An 18,831-nucleotide genomic window follows, 5' to 3' on the forward strand; every position below is an offset into this window, starting at 1 on the left:
CATCGAGGAATACCACAGTGGAAGCACTGCATCAGAAGATTCGCGAAGAAGGCATCGTGCTTTCCGATCAGGTTCTCAAAGTCGATGCGTTTCTCAACCACCAGATCGACCCTGCACTGATGCAGCTGATCGGTGACGAGTTCGCCCGTCTGTTCGCCGACGCGGGCGTGACCAAGATCGTCACCATCGAAGCCTCGGGCATTGCCCCGGCGGTGATGACTGGCCTGAAGCTGGGCGTGCCGGTGATCTTCGCGCGCAAGCACCAGTCGCTGACCCTGACCGAGAACCTGCTGACCGCCTCGGTGTACTCCTTTACCAAGCAGACCGAGAACACCGTTGCCATCTCGCCGCGCCACCTCAACAGCAGCGACCGCGTGCTGGTGATCGATGACTTCCTGGCCAACGGCAAGGCGTCGCAGGCACTGATCTCGATCATCAAGCAGGCCGGCGCCACCGTCGCCGGCCTGGGTATCGTGATCGAAAAGTCGTTCCAGGGCGGCCGTGCCGAGCTGGACAGCCAGGGCTACCGCGTTGAATCGCTGGCCCGGGTGAAGTCGCTGGAAGGTGGTGTGGTGACCTTCATCGAGTAAGGCCGCTACGCGATCTCTGTGGGAGCGGGTTTACCCGCGAATGCGATGGCACATTCCCTACCGCATTCGCGGGTAAACCCGCTCCCACAGGGGACCGATGCACCCAGGGATCTATTAGGTTGCCGCCAACCCCGCCAGCAACAAACGCTGGTACAGCTCTTCCTTCAGCCCCTGCGGCTGATCCAGCCCCATCCGCGCCAGATGCCGCTCATACCCCTCCGGCCCCGGCGCATCCAGCGCTGCCTTGCCCAGCTCCAGCACCTCGCTCAGCTTGAACTTGCCCTTCAACCAGTTCAGCGCCCGCAGCAAATCCCGCTCTTCGGCCGTAAAATCCGTACCCAGCGGATACTCCGGGAACAACCGCGCATGCCGCGCCCTGATCGCTTCCAGGCGCTGCGGTGTGTTGTCGGTAAAGCGCGCCTGCAGTTGGAAATCCCTGGCCAGCTTGCCGGCATCCTTTGCCTGTTCGATCAGCCCCTGCTGGAACCGCGAATCGCACACCGCCAGCAACCGCGCAATCACCTCGCTGTCGGTCTGCCCACGCAAATCAGCAATGCCGTACTCGGTCACCACGATATCGCGCAGGTGCCGGGGGATGGTGCAATGGCCATAGTTCCAGAACAGGTTCGAGGTCACCTCCCCGCCCGCCTCACGCCAGCTGCGCAGCAGCAGGATCGAGCGTCCGCCCTCCAGCGCATGGCCCTGTGCGACGAAGTTGTACTGCCCGCCCACGCCACTGAGTACCCGGCCATCCTCCAGCTGGTCGGCCACCCCGGCGCCGAGCAGGGTCATGCCGAACACGGTGTTGATGAAGCGCGCATCGCGGCGCTGGCGGCGTTTGAGTTCTTCCTGCCCATATAGCTCGTTGATGAAGCTGATACGCGTCATGGCAAACCGCGCGCGCTGCTCCAGCGGCATGTCGCGCAGGCGCTGGTAGAACGCCTGCGGGCCGAGGAAGAAGCCGCCATGCAACAACGCGCCCTCCTTATCCGCCGTGCGTCGCAACAGGCCTGCCTCGGCCAGCACCAGCAGGCCGTTGACGAACATCTCGCTGCAGCCATACAGGCCTTGAGCGAAGGTATCCAGCCCCCCTTCCCGCTCGATCAGCGCCCGCCAGGAGCCGACATCCAGCGCATTGAGCACCGCACGGTAGCCCGCGTTGTCGCCCTGGCGCGCCAGCAATGCCGCGGCGACCGCATCGCCCATGGCACCAATACCGATCTGCAGCGTACCGCCGTCACGCACCAGGCTGCTGGCGTGCAGGCCGATACAGTGGTCCTGGGTGTTGACCGGCATGTTTGGCGTGGAGAACAGGCGGCGCTGCTCAGCTTCGTCGAGCAGCAGGTCGAAGGAATCGATGGGCAGCTCGGCGTCGCCCGGCATGTAAGGCAGCTCGGCATGCACCTGGCCGAGCATGAGGATCGTTTCGCCAGCGGCGCGGCGCTTGGCGATCATCGGCAGCAGGTCGAGGGTGATATCCGGGTTGCAGGCGAGGCTCAGATGGACAGGCCGTTCTGGGGTAGCAGCCACCAGCTGGGCGATCAGGTTCAGGCCCTTGGCGTTGATGTCGCGCGCGGCATGGCTGTAGTTGCTGCTGATGTAGTCCTGCTGCGCCGGCGCGCTGTGCAGCAAGCTGCCTGGCTGCATGAAGAACTGCTCGACGCGGATGTTGCGAGGCAACGTGTCGTTGCGCAGATCAGCAAGGTAGGCGAGTTCTTCGTAGTCGGCGAAGACGCGCTCGACGAAGGGTTCGAGAAAGCGCCGTTGCAGGCCATCGCCCAGTGGCGGGCGGCCAAGGGACAAGGCCGTGTAGATGGTCAGCTGCCGCTCCGGTAGCTCGCGGACGCGGGCATAGAGCGCGTTGACGAAGGCGTTGGGCTTGCCCAGGCCCAGCGGCAGGCCCATGTGGATATGGGCTGGCAGGCGCGACAGGACTTGCTCGACAGCCTGGTCGATGGAGCAGAGGTGCATCGGGGCCTCCTGAGACATCCATGGGTTCAGGGGTTGGACATGGGCTTTGGTGGGTTGGTTGCCTGTACCGGCCCTTTCGCGGCTGAAGCCGCTCCCACAGTTACAGCACAAGATTCAAGAACTGCGAGATTCCTGTGGGAGCGGCTTCAGCCGCGAAAGGGCCGGTACAGGCACCACAAAAACAAAGCCCGCCATCAATGGCGGGCCTCATGCAATTCAGCTGTTTCTCACAGCCCGGACATCTTCTTGATTGCCCCTTTCAGATCGTCATCCGAGCAGTCCGCGCAGGTGCCTTTGGGTGGCATGGCGTTGATGCCGGTAATGGCCTTGGCCAGGATGCCATCCAGGCCGCCCTGGTGGTCGGCGCGTTCCTTCCACGCCGCAGTATCGCCAATCTTCGGCGCGCCGAGCAGGCCGGAGCCATGGCAGGCATTGCAGTGCTTGGCGATGATCTCGTCCGGCGTCTTGGCACCACCGCCACCTGCGGCGGCGGCCACTTCCATGCCCTTGCACTCCTGGCCCTGGACGCACACCTGGCCAACCGGCTCCAGGCGCTTGGCGATGTCATCATTGGTCGCAGCGGTTGCGCTCATTGCCCAGAGGGCGAATACGGCTGCTGGTACGGCCAGCATCTTCTTGATTTGGTTCACGCGAACACCCTCATGGTGGCTAATCACGCTCGCGGCCACGGATCGGCGAGCGTTGAAAAGTATAGCGGGAACCCAGAGGCCGTGAAACGACCCCACACAGGAAAGGGGTATTGCCGAATCAATGCACTGCGCTGGATCAAAAGTTTGAAGGTGTCGCCGCACTGATCAGGCGCGCCGGCCGGTCGAACGGGTTACGAAAACGGTGCGGGCGGGTGCTTTCGAAGTAGTAACTGTCACCCTCTTCAAGGATGAAGATCTCGTTGCCGACCACCAGCTCCAGGCGGCCTTCGAGCAGGATGCCGGTTTCTTCACCGTCATGGGTAAGCATTTCGGCCCCCGTGTCGGCACCCGGTGGATACACCTCGGTGAGGAAGGCGATGGCACGGTTGGGGTGCGACTTGCCGACCAGCTTCATGGTCACGGCACCGTCGGAGATATCGATCAGCTCATGGGCCTTGTAGACGATCTGCGTGGGGCTTTCAGGTTCCAGTTCGACCGAAAAGAACTCGACCATGGACATGGGGATGCCGCTCAGTACCTTGCGCAGCGAGCTGATCGACGGGCTCACGCTGTTCTTCTCGATCATCGAGATGGTGCTGTTGGTCACGCCGGCACGCTTGGCGAGTTCGCGCTGGGACAGGCCCTTGAGCTTGCGGATGGCTTGCAGTCGTTCGCCGACGTCCAAAGCTGGAGCCTCCTGAAACGGTGGAAAAGGGGGTGGATGTGAACGATATCATGGCAATGCCGTTCAGTATTTACAACACACCGCCCCTCAACCTGTCCGCTTCAGCGTGTCATTCGCCGATGTAGTCCCGCGGTACCCGCTTCAGGTTGCAGAAAATCTGGTACGGAATGGTACCCGCGTGTGCGGCCACTTCACTGGCAAGGACATGCTTGCCCCACAATTCGACCGGGCTGCCGACGGTGGCTTCCGGCACATCGGTCAGGTCGATGCTGAGCATGTCCATCGATACCCGGCCAATCAGTTGGGTGCGCTTGCCAGCGACCAGCACCGGGGTACCGTTGGGCGCCTGGCGCGGGTAGCCATCGGCGTAGCCCATGGCAACGACGCCTACACGGGTTGGCCGTGGGCTGACGAACTTGGCGCCATAGCCCACCGGCTCGCCGGCAGGCAGCTCGCGCACGCTGATCACCCGCGATTGCAGGGTCATCACCGGCTGCAGGCGCCCGGCCTCGGCCTGGGCCACCTCGAACGGCGTGGCACCGTACAGCATCAGGCCCGGGCGCACCCAGTCGCTGGGGGCCTGCGGCCAGCCCAGCACACCGGGGGAGTTGCGCAGGCTGCATTCGGCGGCCAGGCCCTGGCGGGCAGCCTCGAACACGGCGATCTGCTGGGCGGTGGCGTCGGCATCCAGTTCGTCGGCGCGAGCGAAGTGGCTCATCAGCACGATGCGCGCAACCCTGCCGCTGGCCAGCAGGCGCTGGTAGGCCTCGTGGTAGTCCTTGGGGTGCAGGCCGACGCGGTGCATGCCGCTGTCGAGCTTGAGCCAGACGGTGAGCGGCTTGTGCAGCTGGGTCTTTTCGATCGCTTCCAACTGCCACAGCGAGTGAACCACGCACCACAGGCCGTGCTCGGCGATCAGGGCCAGTTCGCTGGCTTCGAAGAAGCCCTCCAGCAGCAGCACCGGGGCCTTGATACCGGCAGCGCGCAACTCCAGCGCTTCTTCGATGCAGGCCACGGCAAAGCCGTCGGCTTCGGCTTCCAGGGCCAGGGCACAGCGCACGGCGCCGTGGCCGTAAGCATCGGCCTTGATCACGGCCAGGGCTTTGGCACCGGTCAGTTCACGGGCCAGACGGTAGTTGTGGCGCAGGGCCTGGAGGTCGATCAGGGCGCGGGCGGGACGCATGGCGGCTGCCTTATGGTGGTTCGGGTTGAAATCGGTGTTGGGTTCTTCGCGGCTGAAGCCGCTCCCACAGGGGACCACAAAATGTCCGGGAACATACGATCCCTGTGGGAGCGGCTTTAGCCGCGAATAGGCCGGTACAGGCTATTACTGCTGGTGAGCCGGCGCAGTCTGCCCGTGCTTGGCCACTTCCGGGCTATTGCCATAACGGGAAATGTCCAGGCCTTCGGCACTGATCTGCGGTTTCTTGCGCGCAATCAGGTCGGCCAGCAGGCGCCCGGAGCCGCACGCCATGGTCCAGCCCAAGGTACCGTGGCCGGTGTTCAGGAACAGGTTGCGGAACGCCGTGGCACCGACGATCGGCGTGCCATCCGGGGTCGCCGGGCGCAAGCCGGTCCAGAAGCTGGCCTGGCTCAGATCACCGCCGCGAGGATAAAGGTCGTTGACGATCATCTCCAGCGTTTCGCGCCGACGCGGGTTCAGCGACAAGTCAAAACCGGCGATTTCAGCCATGCCGCCGACACGGATACGGTTGTCGAAACGGGTGATGGCAACCTTGTAGGTCTCGTCGAGAATGGTCGAGGTCGGGGCCATGTCGGCGTTGGTGATCGGCACGGTCAGCGAGTAGCCCTTCAGCGGGTACACCGGGGCCTTGATGCCCAGCGGCTTGAGCATCTGCGGCGAATAGCTGCCCAGCGCCAGCACGTAACGGTCGGCGGTTTCCAGCTTGCCGTCGATCCATACGCCATTGATGCGGTCACCCGCGAAGTCCAGGCGCTGGATGTCCTGGCCGAAGCGGAACTCCACGCCCAGCTTCACGGCCATTTCGGCAAGCTTGGTAGTGAACAGCTGGCAATCGCCGGTCTGGTCGTTGGGCAGGCGCAGGGCGCCGGCCAGGATGTCCTTCACGCCAGCCAGGGCCGGTTCGACGCGGGCAATGCCATCGCGGTCGAGCAGCTCGTAAGGCACGCCGGACTGTTCGAGCACGGCAATGTCCTTCGCCGCGGCATCCACCTGGGCTTGGGTACGGAACAGCTGGGTGGTGCCCAGGCTGCGGTTTTCGTAGGCGAGACCGGTTTCGGCGCGCAATTCGTCGAGGCAGTCACGGCTGTACTCGGACAGGCGCACCATGCGTTCCTTGTTCACCGCGTAACGGCTGGCGGTGCAGTTGCGCAGCATCTGTGCCATCCACAGGTACTGGTCGACGTCGCCGGTGAGCTTGATGGCCAGGGGCGCGTGACGCTCCAGCAGCCATTTGATGGCCTTCAGTGGCACGCCTGGGGCGGCCCAGGGCGAGGCATAGCCGGGCGAGATCTGGCCGGCGTTGGCAAAGCTGGTTTCCATGGCCACCGCCGGCTGGCGATCGACCACCGTTACTTCGAAACCTTGCCGGGCCAGATAGTAGGCACTGGCGGTTCCGATCACACCGCTACCAAGTACCAGAACTCGCATCGTTTTATCCCTCGCACGCGGCGCGCCGCAGACTTTTATTGAAATGGCATGAATGCGCGCAGTATAGGAATTTGAATGCAGTGCAATTCACTATATAAAAGCCTATTATTGGCGAGAATTCTCGGCAAAATCGCCTTTCACGGAGGGGCATCCACTATGAGAACCCAGCACCAGAGCAAGCGTGAACTGGACAAGATCGACCGTAACATCCTGCGTATCCTGCAGAACGACGGGCGTATTTCCTTCACCGAACTGGGCGAGAAAGTCGGGCTTTCTACCACCCCTTGCACCGAGCGGGTTCGCCGCCTGGAGCGCGAGGGCATCATCATGGGCTACAACGCCCGCCTGAACCCGCAGCACCTCAAGGGCAGCCTGCTGGTGTTCGTGGAAATCAGCCTGGACTACAAATCGGGCGACACCTTCGAGGAGTTCCGCCGCGCTGTGCTGAAGCTGCCCCACGTGCTGGAATGCCACCTGGTTTCAGGCGACTTCGACTACCTGGTGAAGGCGCGCATTTCCGAGATGGCCTCGTACCGCAAGCTGCTCGGCGACATCCTGCTGAAGCTGCCGCACGTGCGCGAATCGAAGAGCTACATCGTGATGGAAGAGGTGAAGGAGAGCCTTTGCCTGCCGATCCCGGACTGAAGTCAGACCAGCACCTGGCGGGTGGTGGCGATGAACTGGTGGACCAGCTGCTCGGCAGCAGGCTCGATCATCTGTTGAGGGCCACGACCACGCGGGCAGGCCAGGCGCGGCGTGGTGCCGAACAGGCGGCAGATCATCGGGCGCTCTTCGTACACCGTGCAGCCGTTGGGGCCCAGGTGCACGCAGTCCAGGCGCTCCAGCGCGGCATCCTGCTCGGCCTGGGACTTGCGTGGCAGGCGGGCCATTTCTTCCGCCGAAGTGGTGACCGGGCCGCAGCAGTCGTGGCAGCCGGGTTCGCACTCGAAGGAAGGGATGAGTTCGCGCAGGAAGTGGATCTTGTGGCGGTTGCAGGACATGGCTGGGTACAAAGCTAAATAGATAAGTTCGATTATAGGCCCATTCGCGGGTAAACCCGCTCCCACAGGATTGTGGATGCATCAGGCATTGCGCTGTCCCTGTGGGAGCGGGTTTACCCGCGAACGAGGGCGCAGCCCTCGCCTTGTTGCCCACCACCCTACCCCGGCTTATCCTCCTCCCTCTCAGCCCACCAGCCTCAGGACCTGCCCAATGATCCACAGCGCGCAGCACGCCGCCTCCTATTACGCCGCCAGCAGCGCGCCACACCCCGACCACTCCTTCCTGCAAGGCGAGCACAGCGCCGACGTGTGTATCGTCGGCGGCGGCTACTCGGGCCTGAACACCGCCATCGAACTGGCCGAACGCGGCTTCTCGGTCATCCTGCTGGAAGCGCGCAAGCTCGGTTGGGGCGCCAGCGGGCGCAATGGCGGCCAGCTGATCCGCGGCGTTGGCCATGGCCTGGAGCAGTTCCTGCCGGTCATCGGCGAGGACGGCGTGCGTAGCATGAAGCTGATGGGCCTGGAAGCCGTGCAGATTGTCCGCGAGCGGGTCGAAAGGCATGCCATCGCCTGCGACCTGACCTGGGGTTACTGCGACCTGGCCAACAAACCCGCCGAACTGCTGGGCTTTGCGGAGGATGCCGAAGAACTGCGCGGCCTCGGCTACGCACATGAGCTGCGCCTGGTCGGCAAGGACGATATCCACAGCGTGGTCGGTGCCGACTGCTATGTCGGCGGGCTGGTCGACATGGGCTCCGGGCACCTGCACCCGCTCAACCTGGCCCTGGGCGAGGCTGCCGTGGCCAGCCGCCTGGGCGTGAAGCTGTTCGAGCAGTCCGAGGTAACACGCATCGACTACGGCCCGGAAGTACAGGTGCACACCGCCCAAGGGCGCGTCCGGGCCAAGACCCTGGTGCTGTGCTGCAATGCCTACCATAACGACCTCAACCGCGAGCTGGGCGGCAAGGTGCTGCCAGCCGGCAGCTACATCATCGCCACCGAGCCGCTGGGCGAGGAACGCGCCCGCGCGCTGCTACCGCAGAACATGGCAGTGTGTGACCAGCGTGTCGCGCTGGATTACTACCGCCTCTCTGCCGACAACCGCCTGCTGTTCGGCGGTGCCTGCCATTACTCGGGCCGCGATCCGAAGGACATTGCCGCCTACATGCGGCCGAAGATGCTCAAGGTGTTCCCGCAGCTGGCCGACGTACGCATCGACTACCAGTGGGGCGGCATGATCGGCATCGGCGCCAACCGCCTGCCGCAGGTCGGCCGCCTGGCCAGCCAGCCGAACGTGTATTACGCCCAGGCCTACTCTGGCCATGGGCTCAACGCCACCCACCTGGCGGCGCGCTTGCTGGGCGAGGCTATCAGCGGCCAGGAAAGCGGGCGGTTCGACCTGTTTGCCAAAGTGCCGCACATCACTTTCCCCGGGGGCAAGCACCTGCGCTCGCCGCTGCTGGCGTTGGGGATGCTGTGGCATCGCCTGAAAGAGCTGATCTGAAAGCACGCACTGCCCCATGTGGGAGCGGCCTTGTGTCGCGAAAGGGCTGCGAAGCAGCCCCAGCAATCATGCAGTTGTGCAAATATCCTGGGGCCGTTGTGCGGCCCTTTCGCGACACAAGGCCGCTCCCACAACAATCGCATCAGTCCTTCCAGAAAGGCTTTTGTCCTTCAAGGCGGGCCTGCTCCCAGCTCAGCCCGACATCGCGCAACTCATCATCAGTCAGCTGCAACAGCGCCCTGCGGGTGGACCAGCGATGCAGCATCAGCCCCCAACGCCCCAACCCTTCCGGCGCGTTGAACACCTTGGCCTGCTGCCCGGCTTCCAGTTCCCTGGCCAACAGTTGCAAGCGCACATCGCTCATGCCACCCATCGCTGCATTCTCCATTCGATTGATACCGTGGAGAAAGCATGCGCGTCGACAGCATCGGCAATACAGATCCAATACAGTCTTATTATTCCCATACAGAATTGGCCGCAGACAGACTGAATGCTGTATTTTCCAATCAACTGTACCGGTCCCTACCCTACTGCTGCGCAGGAGTATGCCGTGACCCTTTACCTGAACCTCGCCGAGTTGCTCGGTGCCCGCATCGAGCAGGGGCTCTATCGCCCCGGCCAGCGCCTGCCGTCAGTGCGCGCGCTGAGTGTGGAGCACGGGGTCAGTCTGAGCACCGTGCAACAGGCCTACCGCATGCTGGAAGACAGCGGCATGGTCTCGCCCCGACCCAAGTCCGGTTACTTCGTCAGCGACCACCGCCAGCTGCCGGCACTGCCCGCTGTCAGCCGCCCGGCCCAACGCCCGGTGGACATCTCGCAGTGGGAACAGGTGCTGGAACTGATACGCAGCACCCCGCGCCAGGATGTGGTGCAGCTCGGCCGTGGCATGCCCGACATTGACAGCCCCACCCTCAAGCCACTGCTGCGCAGCCTCGCCCAGCTGAGCCGGCGGCAAGACATGCCTGGCCTGTACTACGACAACATCCACGGCAACCTGGCCCTGCGCGAACAGGTGGCCCGGCTGATGCTTGACTCCGGCTGCCGCCTGAGCCCGGCCGACCTGGTAATTACCACCGGCTGCCATGAGGCACTGTCATGCAGCATCCGCGCCGTGTGCGAGCCGGGCGATATCGTCGCGGTCGATTCCCCAAGCTTCCACGGCGCCATGCAGACCCTGAAGGGCCTGGGCATGAAAGCCTTGGAAATCCCCACCGACCCGGTCACCGGCATCAGCCTGGAAGCGCTTGAGCTGGCCCTGGAACAGTGGCCGATCAAGCTCATCCAGATCACCCCCAGCTGCAACAACCCGCTCGGCTACATCATGCCCGAGGCCCGCAAGAAGGCGCTGCTGGGCCTGGCTCAACGCTACGACGTGGCCATCCTGGAAGACGATGTTTATGGCGACCTTGCCTATACCTACCCGCGCCCGCGCACACTCAAGTCATTCGACGACGATGGTCGTGTGCTGCTTTGCAGCTCGTTCTCCAAGACCCTCGCCCCCGGCCTGCGGATAGGCTGGGTAGCGCCCGGGCGCTACCTGGAGCGGGTGCTGCACATGAAATACATCAGTACCGGCAGCACGGCCAGCCAGCCCCAGCTGGCCATCGCCGACTTCATCGCTGGCGGGCACTACCAGCCCCACGTACGGCGCATGCGCAGCCAGTACCAGCGTGGTCGCGACCTGATGAGCGCCTGGGTGACCCGCTACTTCCCGGCGGGCACCCGGGTCAGCCGGCCCCAGGGCGGCTTCATGCTGTGGGTGGAGTTGCCTGAACATTTCGATACGCTGCGGCTGAACCGCGCTTTACTGGAAGAGGGCGTGCAGGTTGCCGTGGGCAGCATCTTTTCGGCCTCGGGCAAATTCCGCCACTGCCTGCGCATGAACTTCGCCGCGCGGCCAACGCCGCAGATCGAAGCTGCCGTGCGCAAGGTGGGTGAAACCGCCCTTCGTCTACTGGATGAAGAAAACGCCGGCGCGTAACTTTGCGCCGCCCATCACGGTCCAATCCTTCAAGCCTTCGTTGCACAGGACGATCTACCCTTGAGACTCCAGCGAGCCCTGCCTCTGCTGCTGGTGCTGCTGCTTGGCCTTGCCGGCTGTGCCAGCGTCGGCACGCCCCGCGAGACCAGCCAGGCGCTACCCGCCAACGACTCGGCCTTCGGCCGCTCGGTGCTGCGCCAGGCCGCGCCCTACGACGGCCGCTCGGGCTTTCGCCTGTTGCCCAACAGCAACGAGGCGTTCCGCGCCCGCGCCGAACTGATCCGCAACGCCCAGGCGAGCATCGACCTGCAGTACTACATCGTCCACGATGGCCTCAGCACCCGTGCCCTGGTGCATGAGCTGCTGCGCGCCGCCGACCGCGGCGTGCGCGTGCGCATCCTGCTCGACGACACTACCAGCGACGGCCTGGACGTCATCATGGGCACCCTCGATGCCCACCCGAACATCCACATGCGCGTGTTCAACCCGCTGCACCTGGGCCGCAGCACCGGCGTGACACGCGCCGTGGGCCGCCTGTTCAACCTGTCGCGCCAGCATCGGCGCATGCACAACAAGCTGTTCCTGGTGGACAACAGCATGGCCATCGTCGGCGGGCGCAACCTGGGCGACGAGTATTTCGATGCCGAACCCAACCTGAACTTCACCGACATCGACCTGCTAGGAGTAGGCCCGATAGCCGAACAGTTGGGGCACAGCTTCGACCAGTACTGGAATAGCGCCCTCAGCCGACCGATCACCGACTTCCTCTGGCACGACCCGGATGCCAGCGACCTGCGCGCCAGCCGCCACCGCCTGGAAGTGTCGCTGGCCGAAGCCAGGACCCAGCGCAAAGCCCTGTATGATCGCCTGATGGCCTACCAGTCGCAGCCGCGCCTGGATGTGTGGCGCAACGAGCTGATCTGGGCCCATGCCCAGGCGCTGTGGGATGCGCCGAGCAAAGTACTGGCCAATGACGAACCGGACCCGCAATTGCTGCTGAGCCAGCAACTGGCGCCGGACCTGGCCAGCGTGCAGCGCGAGCTGATCCTGATGTCGGCCTACTTCGTGCCGCGCGAGCCGGGCTTGCTGTACCTGACCGGCCGCGCCGATGCCGGCACTTCGGTGAAGCTGCTGACCAACTCGCTCGAGGCCACCGACGTGCCGGCCGTGCATGGCGGCTATGCGCCCTATCGCCGGGCCTTGCTCGAGCACGGCGTGCAGCTGTACGAGCTTCGCCGCCAGCCAGGCGACCCCAGCGCCGGGCGCTTGAGTTATCACGGCAGCTCGGATTCGAGCCTGCATACCAAGGCGATCGTGTTCGACCGGCGCAAGACATTCATCGGCTCATTCAACTTCGATCCGCGTTCGGTGCTGTGGAATACCGAGGTAGGCGTACTGGTGGATAGCCCGGAGCTGGCTGAATACACCCGCGAGCTGGCCCAGCAGGGTATGGCGCCTGCATTGAGCTATCAGGTGAAGCTGGTGGGTGACCAGATGGTGTGGGCGACCGAGGACAATGGCCACCAGCACATGCTGACCGCCGAGCCTGGTGGGATATGGCGACGGTTCAATGCCTGGATCAGCAAGGCGGTCGGCTTGGAAAAGATGTTGTAGCTACAGGCCTCACAATCCATCAGGCAGACACCGGCTCGAAGGCCCCACGCCGACGGGTCAACACCACCAACCCCGCCGCGCCCACCGCCATCAGCAACGGCAACGCATGCCCGCTGATCCATTGGCTGCCTGCCCCCGCCAGCAATGGCCCGAGCAAGCAGCCAATACCCCACAGCTGCGCCACATGAGCGTTGGCCCGCACCAGCGCATCATCCCGGTAGCGTTCGCCAATCAGCACCAGCGACAAGGTGAACAAGCCCCCCGCACTGGCCCCGAACAGCACCCATAGCGGCCAGATCGCTGGTGTATGCAGCAGCAGTGGAATCGCCAGGCTGGACACCAGCAGCGTTACCGCGCAGCCGGTGAACAGAGAACGTCGCGACATGTGGTCGGCCAGCGCCCCGATGGGCAGCTGCAGCACCGCATCGCCTACCACCACGGTACTGACCATGAACAGGGCGACTTCGGTGCTGAAGCCCTGCTGCAGGCAATACACCGGCAACAAGGTCAGGATCATCGCCTCGAACGAGGCGAACAGGGCAATGGCCCAGGCGATTACGGGCAAGCGCCGGCAGAAGGAGAACAGGTCGCCGAAGGTGACGCTGCAGGCCTCCGTGCTGGGTGCCCCGCCACGGCCGAGGAGAATCAGCGGTGCCACCAGCAACAAGCCGGTAGCGGCCCAGAAGCCGAAGTCATCATCCGAACCGAGAAAGCCCAGCACCAGCGGCCCGGCCAGCTGGCTGAGGGCATAGCTGCTGCCGTACAGCGCCACCAGGCGACCACGCCATTGCTCGACCACCAGCTGGTTGATCCAGCTTTCGCCGAGTATGAACACCACGGTCAGCGACATGCCGATCAGCAACCGTAGCAGCAACCACAATGGGTAGCTGGGCAGCAGTGCGACCAGGCCGATCGACAGCGCTCCGCCCCACAGGCACAGGCGCATGGCCGAGGGCACGCCAACCCAGCCGGCCAGGCGGCTGGCCAGGCTGGCACCTACCAGCACGCCCAGCGCCGGCATCGCGGCCATCACGCCGATGGCGAAGCTGCCGTAGCCCCAGGCCTCCAGGCGCAGGGATACCAGCGGCATGCTCACGCCGAGTGCCAGCCCGACGCTTAGCACCGATGCCAGTACGGCGAAGTAGGTACCCCAACGCATTGCAGCCTCCCAGGCCAAGAATTTTCCATGGCCATTCGCGGGTAAACCCGCTCCCACAGGTACACCACCGCCCTTGAGAGCGGTGCAGTACCTGTGGGAGCGGGTTCACCCGCGAATTGGCCGCAAAGCGGCCCCCCGGGATTACAACTTGATCCAGGTCGCCTTCAGCTCGGTGTACTTCTCCAGCGCATGCAGCGACTTGTCACGGCCGTTGCCCGACTGTTTGAAACCACCGAACGGCGCGGTCATGTCGCCGCCGTCGTACTGGTTGACCCAGACGCTGCCAGCGCGCACGGCACGGGCGGTCTTGTGGGCCTTGGAGATGTCCGAGGTCCAGATGCCAGCGGCCAGGCCATACGGCGTGTCGTTGGCAATGGCGATGGCTTCTTCGGCGGTATCGAAGGCGATCACCGACAACACCGGGCCAAAGATTTCTTCCTGGGCAATGCGCATGGCGTTGGTCACGCCGTCGAAGATGGTCGGCTCGACATAGGTGCCACCGGTTTCTTCCAGGGTGCGCTTGCCGCCGGCCAGCAGCTTGGCGCCGTCCTTGTGGCCAGCCTCGATGTACGACAACACGGTGTTCATCTGCTGAGTGTCCACCAGCGCACCGACAGTGGTCTGTGGGTCCAGCGGGTTGCCTGGCTTCCAACCTTTCAGGGCCTCGACCACCATCGGCAGGAACTTGTCCTTGATCGAACGCTCCACCAGCAGGCGCGAACCGGCAGTGCACACTTCACCCTGGTTGAAGGCGATGGCGCTGGCGGCAGCTTCGGCGGCGGCTTGCAGGTCCGGAGCGTCGGCGAAGACTATGTTCGGGCTCTTGCCACCGGCTTCCAGCCAGATGCGCTTCATGTTCGATTCGCCCGCGTAAACCATCAGCTGCTTGGCGATCTTGGTCGAACCGGTGAATACCAGGGTGTCGACGTCCATGTGCAGGGCCAGGGCCTTGCCCACGGTGTGGCCGTAGCCTGGCAGCACGTTCAGCACGCCAGCCGGGATACCGGCTTCGATAGCCAGCTGGGCGATGCGAATGGCAGTCAGCGGCGATTTTTCGGACGGTTTGAGCACTACCGAGTTACCGGTGGCCAAGGCTGGGCCGAGCTTCCAGCAGGCCATCAGCAGCGGGAAGTTCCACGGTACGATGGCACCTACCACACCCACTGGTTCGCGGGTAACCAGGCCAAGCTGGTCGTGCGGGGTCGGAGCGACTTCGTCATAGACCTTGTCGATGGCTTCGGCAGTCCAGTGAATGGCTTGCGCCGCACCCGGGATGTCGATGCTGGAGGAGTCGCCGATCGGCTTGCCCATGTCCAGGGTTTCTAGCAGCGCCAGCTCTTCGACGTTCTTGCGCAGCAGGTCGGCGAAGCGGATCAGCTTGGCTTTGCGCTTGGCCGGGGCCAGCTGCGACCAAACGCCGGAGTTGAAGGTGGCACGGGCGTTTTCCACAGCGCGGTTGGCATCGGCCAGGTCGCAGCTGGCAACCTTGGCCAGGAAGCGTCCGTCGACCGGGCTCAGGCACTCGAAGGTTTCACCGGATGCGGCATCGGTGTATTCGCCGTTGATGAAGGCACGGCCTTCGATCTTCAGTTGCTGGGCACGTTGTTCCCAGTCCGCACGAGTCAGGGTGGTCATACGAAACTCCTCCTCTTGTTTAGGTGCAACGCCGCACTGAGGACTCACAGGCGTTGTCAGAATTCTGGCCGGGCGACGAGCGCACACTGGCAAGCGATACCCTAAACCAGCCCGGGTAAACTATCAATATATTTGACACAGAAGGCTCAAAAGCCTACTGATGTGCATTTTATTAAACAAAAACAGGAGCCGAACCATGAGTATCGCCAGCATCATCGACTTCGCGCAGGTCATCACCGAGGCCGAACGCTACCGCCCGGCGGCGGAAAAAATCCTCAAGGGCGAGCCAGACCAGGCGGTCTACAACCATTATTCCAGCCCGTGCGGGCAGTTTGCCGCAGGCGTGTGGGAAGGCGAGGTGGGGCAGTGGACGGTGAACTACACCGAGCATGAATACTGCGAGATCGTCCAGGGCGTTTCGGTGCTGCGGGACCAGGATGGCGGAGCCAAGACCCTGCGTGCCGGTGATCGGTTTGTCATCCCGGCCGGCTTCAAGGGCACCTGGGAGGTACTGGAGCCTTGCCGCAAGATTTATGTGATGTTCGAGCAGAAGTAATCAGTGACCGTGCCGGCCTCTTCGCGGGTGAACCCGCTCCCACAAGGTCCTCGCAATCGTTGAAGATGGCGCTCTACCTGTGGGAGCGGGTTCACCCGCGAAGGGCCCTGACAGGCATAAAAAAACCCGCGTCCTTTCGGATGCGGGTTTTTTTTAAGGTCGCCGATCAATTACTTGATCTTGGCTTCCTTGTACACCACGTGCTTGCGAACAACCGGATCATATTTCTTGATCTCGATTTTGTCCGGAGTGGTGCGCTTGTTCTTGTCGGTGGTGTAGAAGTGGCCGGTACCGGCACTCGAAACCAGACGGATCAATTCACGCATGATGTTCTCCCTTAAACCTTGGCGCCAGCTTTACGGATGTCAACCAGAACGGCGTCGATGCCGCGCTTGTCGATGATACGCATGCCTTTGGCGGAAACGCGCAGACGCACGAAACGCTTCTCGGATTCAACCCAGAAACGGTGGTGCTGCAGGTTCGGCAGGAAACGACGACGGGTTTTGTTGTTTGCGTGGGAAATGTTGTTCCCGGTTACTGGACCCTTACCAGTAACTTGACAGACTCTCGACATGACTCAGCCCTCTAAAACCACATGCCCAACCCGGCATGGGTTGGCCGCTTAATCTCTCAGTCTTTGGCGCCTGGGCGCCGTGATTCTGGAGGTCTTACCGACCGGATACGCTGACGCGACAGGCCGAGCCCCTAGAAAAGAGCGCTGCTTTATACCAGAAAGACTCGGCCACAACAACAGAAGATACGTTTCCGGCACCGACCAAGCGCGCCGGGCCAGCATAGCGGCAGGCGCCGCCAGCCGTCGACCGCTCGTCGACAGTTTTGTAAAAAAGGGTGTGGTCATTTCCCGACGGGCACACTAGGGTAGGCCTTTTCCAGACTGCACTGGCAGATGGGCCACTGACAGCCAAGGAGCCACCATGCGTGCCGCCGCCCTTTCCTTATTGTTCAACTCCTTGTTCGCCGCAGGCGCCCTGTTCGCTGCCGGCGTTGCCCAGGCAGCCCCGCTGAGCGTCTGCAGCGAGGCCAGCCCCGAAGGCTTCGATGTGGTGCAGTACAACTCGCTGACCACTACCAACGCCACGGCCGATGTGCTGATGAACCGCCTGGTGGAGTTCGACGCGGCGCAAGGCAAGGTGGTGCCGAGCCTGGCGGCCAGCTGGACTGTTTCGGCCGACGGCCTGATCTACGACTTCACCCTGCGCGATGATGTGAAATTCCACAGCACCGCCTACTTCAAGCCAAGCCGCGTCCTGAACGCCGACGATGTGCTGTTCAGCTTCCAGCGCATGCTCTACCCCGCCCACGCCTGGCACAAGACTGCGCCGGGTGGCTACCCGCATGCCCAGTCGCTGCAACTGGGCGGCCTGATCAAGGCGATCGAGGCGCCGGCACCGAACACCGTGCGCTTCACCCTCAACCACCCGGATGCCACGTTCCTGGCTACCTTGAGCATGGGCTTCGCCTCGATCTACTCCGCCGAGTACGCAGACAAACTGCTCAAGGCCGGCACGCCGGAGAAGCTCAACAGCCAGCCGGTCGGCACCGGGCCATTCGTCTTCCAGCGTTTCCAGAAGGACGCCGTGGTGCGCTACCGCGCCAACCCCGACTACTTCGCCGGGAAGCCGGCGGTCGACCCGCTGATCTTCGCCATCACCACCGATGCCAACGTGCGCCTGCAGAAGCTCAAGCGCGGCGAGTGCCAGGTCGCGTTGTCGCCCAAACCGCTGGACATTGCCGAAGCTGGAAAGGACGGCAACCTCAAGGTGGCCAGCACCCCGGCGTTCATGACTGCCTTTGTCGCCATCAACAGCCAGCACCCGCCGCTGGACAAGCCGGAGGTGCGCCAGGCCATCAACCTGGCCTTCGACAAGCAGGCCTACCTCAAGGCCGTGTTCGAAGATTCCGCGGTGGCTGCCAACGGCCCCTACCCGCCCAACACCTGGAGCTACGCCAAGGACTTGCCCGGCTACCCGCTGGACCTGAAGAAAGCCAAGGCCCTGCTGACCAAGGCCGGCCTGGCCGAAGGTTTCAGCACCACGATCTGGACCCGTCCTTCAGGTAGCCTGCTCAACCCCAACCCCAGCCTTGGCGCGCAGATGCTGCAGGCTGACTTGGCGAAGATTGGCGTGAAAGCGGAAATCCGCGTTATCGAGTGGGGCGAGCTGATCCGCCGCGCCAAGGCGGGCGAGCATGACCTGCTGTTCATGGGCTGGGCGGGTGACAACGGCGACCCGGACAACTTCCTCAGCCCGCAGTTTTCCTGCGCGGCGGTGCAGTCTGGGACCAACTTCGCACGCTTCTGCGACAGCCGCCTGGACCAGTTGATCAGCGCCGGGCGCACCACCAACGACCAGAGCGTGCGCAGCCGGCTTTACCAGCAGGCGCAGACGCTGATACAGCAGCAGGCGCTATGGGTGCCACTGGCGCACCCTACGGCGGCGACACTGTTGCGTCAGGGGGTTGAGGGGTATCAGGTGAGCCCGTTCGGGCGGTTGGACTTCAGCAAGGTTTCCGTAACCAAGTAAACCTGTGCCGGCCCTTTCGCGGGTGAACCCGCTCCCACAGGTGCTGCACCACATTCAAGATGGGTGCAGTACCTGTGGGAGCGGGTTACCCGCGAAAGGGCCGGTACTGCAGCACAAAACTCCAGTTTTTCCTCAGGCCACAATCCACCCATGCTCGACCATCGACAGCGGCTCCCCGTCACCGATGATGATGTGATCCAGCACCCGCACATCGATCAACGCCAGCCCCCGCTTCAACGACAGGGTCAGATGCACATCGTCCTGGCTGGGTTCACTGTTGCCCGAGGGGTGGTTGTGGCACTTATGGTAT

At 63.5% G+C, this 18,831-nt stretch carries 18 protein-coding genes and 1 pseudogene; 7 read left to right on the forward strand and 12 right to left on the reverse strand.

Annotated elements, in window-relative coordinates; genetic code table 11:
* Positions 1-17 precede the first annotated feature (17 nt).
* Positions 18-590, forward strand: a complete 573-nt coding sequence (locus tag RIN61_RS11185) for a xanthine phosphoribosyltransferase (protein WP_009683322.1) — start codon at positions 18-20, stop codon at positions 588-590.
* Positions 591-704: 114 nt separating this feature from the next.
* Here RIN61_RS11185 and RIN61_RS11190 read toward each other — a convergent pair whose 3' ends face one another.
* The 5 genes from RIN61_RS11190 to dadA all read right to left on the reverse strand — a co-directional run bounded on the left by RIN61_RS11190 (position 705) and on the right by dadA (position 6,528).
* Complete coding sequence (locus RIN61_RS11190) at positions 705-2,561, reverse strand: acetyl-CoA hydrolase/transferase C-terminal domain-containing protein (protein ID WP_313857193.1); 1,857 nt, start codon at positions 2,559-2,561, stop codon at positions 705-707.
* A 227-nt stretch (positions 2,562-2,788) separates the two neighbouring features.
* Positions 2,789-3,193: a c-type cytochrome gene (locus RIN61_RS11195; protein ID WP_038408395.1), complete on the reverse strand. Its 405-nt coding sequence runs from the start codon at positions 3,191-3,193 to the stop codon at positions 2,789-2,791.
* A gap of 154 nt (positions 3,194-3,347) precedes the next feature.
* Positions 3,348-3,896, reverse strand: a complete 549-nt coding sequence (locus tag RIN61_RS11200) for a cupin domain-containing protein (RefSeq protein WP_013974777.1) — start codon at positions 3,894-3,896, stop codon at positions 3,348-3,350.
* Between the two features lie 109 nt (positions 3,897-4,005).
* On the reverse strand, positions 4,006-5,079 hold the full coding sequence (gene alr / locus RIN61_RS11205) for an alanine racemase (RefSeq protein WP_112249951.1): 1,074 nt from the start codon (positions 5,077-5,079) through the stop codon (positions 4,006-4,008).
* A 144-nt stretch (positions 5,080-5,223) separates the two neighbouring features.
* Entirely contained in the window at positions 5,224-6,528 is a 1,305-nt protein-coding gene (gene dadA / locus RIN61_RS11210; RefSeq protein ID WP_112249918.1) for a D-amino acid dehydrogenase, read from the reverse strand.
* Positions 6,529-6,684: 156 nt separating this feature from the next.
* Between dadA and dadR the strand changes: the two genes are divergently transcribed.
* Positions 6,685-7,173: a transcriptional regulator DadR gene (gene dadR / locus RIN61_RS11215; RefSeq protein ID WP_003258963.1), complete on the forward strand. Its 489-nt coding sequence runs from the start codon at positions 6,685-6,687 to the stop codon at positions 7,171-7,173.
* Positions 7,174-7,175: 2 nt separating this feature from the next.
* Here the strand turns inward: dadR and RIN61_RS11220 are convergent, their stop codons facing one another.
* Complete coding sequence (locus RIN61_RS11220) at positions 7,176-7,529, reverse strand: YkgJ family cysteine cluster protein (RefSeq protein ID WP_112249920.1); 354 nt, start codon at positions 7,527-7,529, stop codon at positions 7,176-7,178.
* A gap of 211 nt (positions 7,530-7,740) precedes the next feature.
* On the opposite strand from RIN61_RS11220, the gene RIN61_RS11225 reads away from it, so the two are divergent.
* Complete coding sequence (locus tag RIN61_RS11225; RefSeq protein WP_252379166.1) at positions 7,741-9,033, forward strand: NAD(P)/FAD-dependent oxidoreductase; 1,293 nt, start codon at positions 7,741-7,743, stop codon at positions 9,031-9,033.
* A gap of 142 nt (positions 9,034-9,175) precedes the next feature.
* Here RIN61_RS11225 and RIN61_RS11230 read toward each other — a convergent pair whose 3' ends face one another.
* Positions 9,176-9,406: a DUF1127 domain-containing protein gene (locus RIN61_RS11230; RefSeq protein ID WP_313857601.1), complete on the reverse strand. Its 231-nt coding sequence runs from the start codon at positions 9,404-9,406 to the stop codon at positions 9,176-9,178.
* A 177-nt stretch (positions 9,407-9,583) separates the two neighbouring features.
* Here RIN61_RS11230 and RIN61_RS11235 point away from each other — a divergent pair, with 177 nt between their 5' ends.
* A complete protein-coding gene (locus RIN61_RS11235; RefSeq protein ID WP_215520552.1) occupies positions 9,584-11,014 on the forward strand; it encodes an aminotransferase-like domain-containing protein in 1,431 nt (476 codons plus the stop codon).
* A 60-nt stretch (positions 11,015-11,074) separates the two neighbouring features.
* Positions 11,075-12,628 carry a phospholipase D family protein gene (locus tag RIN61_RS11240; protein WP_313857199.1) on the forward strand — a complete coding sequence of 518 codons (1,554 nt, stop codon included), beginning with the start codon at positions 11,075-11,077 and terminating at the stop codon, positions 12,626-12,628.
* A 19-nt stretch (positions 12,629-12,647) separates the two neighbouring features.
* Here RIN61_RS11240 and RIN61_RS11245 read toward each other — a convergent pair whose 3' ends face one another.
* Both RIN61_RS11245 and RIN61_RS11250 read right to left on the reverse strand, forming a co-directional pair.
* Entirely contained in the window at positions 12,648-13,787 is a 1,140-nt protein-coding gene (locus tag RIN61_RS11245) for an MFS transporter (RefSeq protein WP_112249408.1), read from the reverse strand.
* Positions 13,788-13,928: 141 nt separating this feature from the next.
* Positions 13,929-15,422, reverse strand: a complete 1,494-nt coding sequence (locus RIN61_RS11250; RefSeq protein ID WP_112249409.1) for an aldehyde dehydrogenase — start codon at positions 15,420-15,422, stop codon at positions 13,929-13,931.
* 196 nt (positions 15,423-15,618) lie between these two features.
* Between RIN61_RS11250 and RIN61_RS11255 the strand changes: the two genes are divergently transcribed.
* Positions 15,619-15,978 carry a cupin domain-containing protein gene (locus RIN61_RS11255; RefSeq protein WP_112249410.1) on the forward strand — a complete coding sequence of 120 codons (360 nt, stop codon included), beginning with the start codon at positions 15,619-15,621 and terminating at the stop codon, positions 15,976-15,978.
* 170 nt (positions 15,979-16,148) lie between these two features.
* Here RIN61_RS11255 and rpmG read toward each other — a convergent pair whose 3' ends face one another.
* Positions 16,149-16,304, reverse strand: a complete 156-nt coding sequence (gene rpmG / locus RIN61_RS11260) for a 50S ribosomal protein L33 (protein WP_003253507.1) — start codon at positions 16,302-16,304, stop codon at positions 16,149-16,151.
* Positions 16,305-16,315: 11 nt separating this feature from the next.
* A complete protein-coding gene (gene rpmB / locus RIN61_RS11265) occupies positions 16,316-16,552 on the reverse strand; it encodes a 50S ribosomal protein L28 (protein ID WP_003253504.1) in 237 nt (78 codons plus the stop codon).
* Between the two features lie 361 nt (positions 16,553-16,913).
* On the opposite strand from rpmB, the gene RIN61_RS11270 reads away from it, so the two are divergent.
* Entirely contained in the window at positions 16,914-18,521 is a 1,608-nt protein-coding gene (locus RIN61_RS11270; protein ID WP_112249411.1) for an ABC transporter substrate-binding protein, read from the forward strand.
* 132 nt (positions 18,522-18,653) lie between these two features.
* Here RIN61_RS11270 and RIN61_RS11275 read toward each other — a convergent pair.
* Positions 18,654-18,821, reverse strand: a pseudogene (locus tag RIN61_RS11275) (JAB domain-containing protein); the annotation flags it as partial.
* Between the last annotated feature and the right edge of the window lie 10 nt (positions 18,822-18,831).

The sequence above is a fragment of the Pseudomonas inefficax genome (assembly GCF_032164165.1).
In the GTDB taxonomy this organism is placed as follows: domain Bacteria; phylum Pseudomonadota; class Gammaproteobacteria; order Pseudomonadales; family Pseudomonadaceae; genus Aquipseudomonas; species Aquipseudomonas inefficax.

What these genes read in the sequence shown, in the direction of transcription:
- RIN61_RS11190 (WP_313857193.1), bottom strand. Translation starts at nt 2,561, where the DNA reads ATGCACCTCTGCTCCATCGACCAGGCTGTCGAGCAAGTCCTGTCGCGC.
- RIN61_RS11195 (WP_038408395.1), bottom strand. Translation starts at nt 3,193, where the DNA reads ATGCTGGCCGTACCAGCAGCCGTATTCGCCCTCTGGGCAATGAGCGCA.
- alr (WP_112249951.1), bottom strand. Translation starts at nt 5,079, where the DNA reads ATGCGTCCCGCCCGCGCCCTGATCGACCTCCAGGCCCTGCGCCACAAC.
- dadA (WP_112249918.1), bottom strand. Translation starts at nt 6,528, where the DNA reads ATGCGAGTTCTGGTACTTGGTAGCGGTGTGATCGGAACCGCCAGTGCC.
- dadR (WP_003258963.1), top strand. Translation starts at nt 6,685, where the DNA reads ATGAGAACCCAGCACCAGAGCAAGCGTGAACTGGACAAGATCGACCGT.
- RIN61_RS11220 (WP_112249920.1), bottom strand. Translation starts at nt 7,529, where the DNA reads ATGTCCTGCAACCGCCACAAGATCCACTTCCTGCGCGAACTCATCCCT.
- RIN61_RS11225 (WP_252379166.1), top strand. Translation starts at nt 7,741, where the DNA reads ATGATCCACAGCGCGCAGCACGCCGCCTCCTATTACGCCGCCAGCAGC.
- RIN61_RS11230 (WP_313857601.1), bottom strand. Translation starts at nt 9,406, where the DNA reads ATGGGTGGCATGAGCGATGTGCGCTTGCAACTGTTGGCCAGGGAACTG.
- RIN61_RS11245 (WP_112249408.1), bottom strand. Translation starts at nt 13,787, where the DNA reads ATGCGTTGGGGTACCTACTTCGCCGTACTGGCATCGGTGCTAAGCGTC.
- RIN61_RS11250 (WP_112249409.1), bottom strand. Translation starts at nt 15,422, where the DNA reads ATGACCACCCTGACTCGTGCGGACTGGGAACAACGTGCCCAGCAACTG.
- RIN61_RS11255 (WP_112249410.1), top strand. Translation starts at nt 15,619, where the DNA reads ATGAGTATCGCCAGCATCATCGACTTCGCGCAGGTCATCACCGAGGCC.
- rpmG (WP_003253507.1), bottom strand. Translation starts at nt 16,304, where the DNA reads ATGCGTGAATTGATCCGTCTGGTTTCGAGTGCCGGTACCGGCCACTTC.
- rpmB (WP_003253504.1), bottom strand. Translation starts at nt 16,552, where the DNA reads ATGTCGAGAGTCTGTCAAGTTACTGGTAAGGGTCCAGTAACCGGGAAC.
- RIN61_RS11270 (WP_112249411.1), top strand. Translation starts at nt 16,914, where the DNA reads ATGCGTGCCGCCGCCCTTTCCTTATTGTTCAACTCCTTGTTCGCCGCA.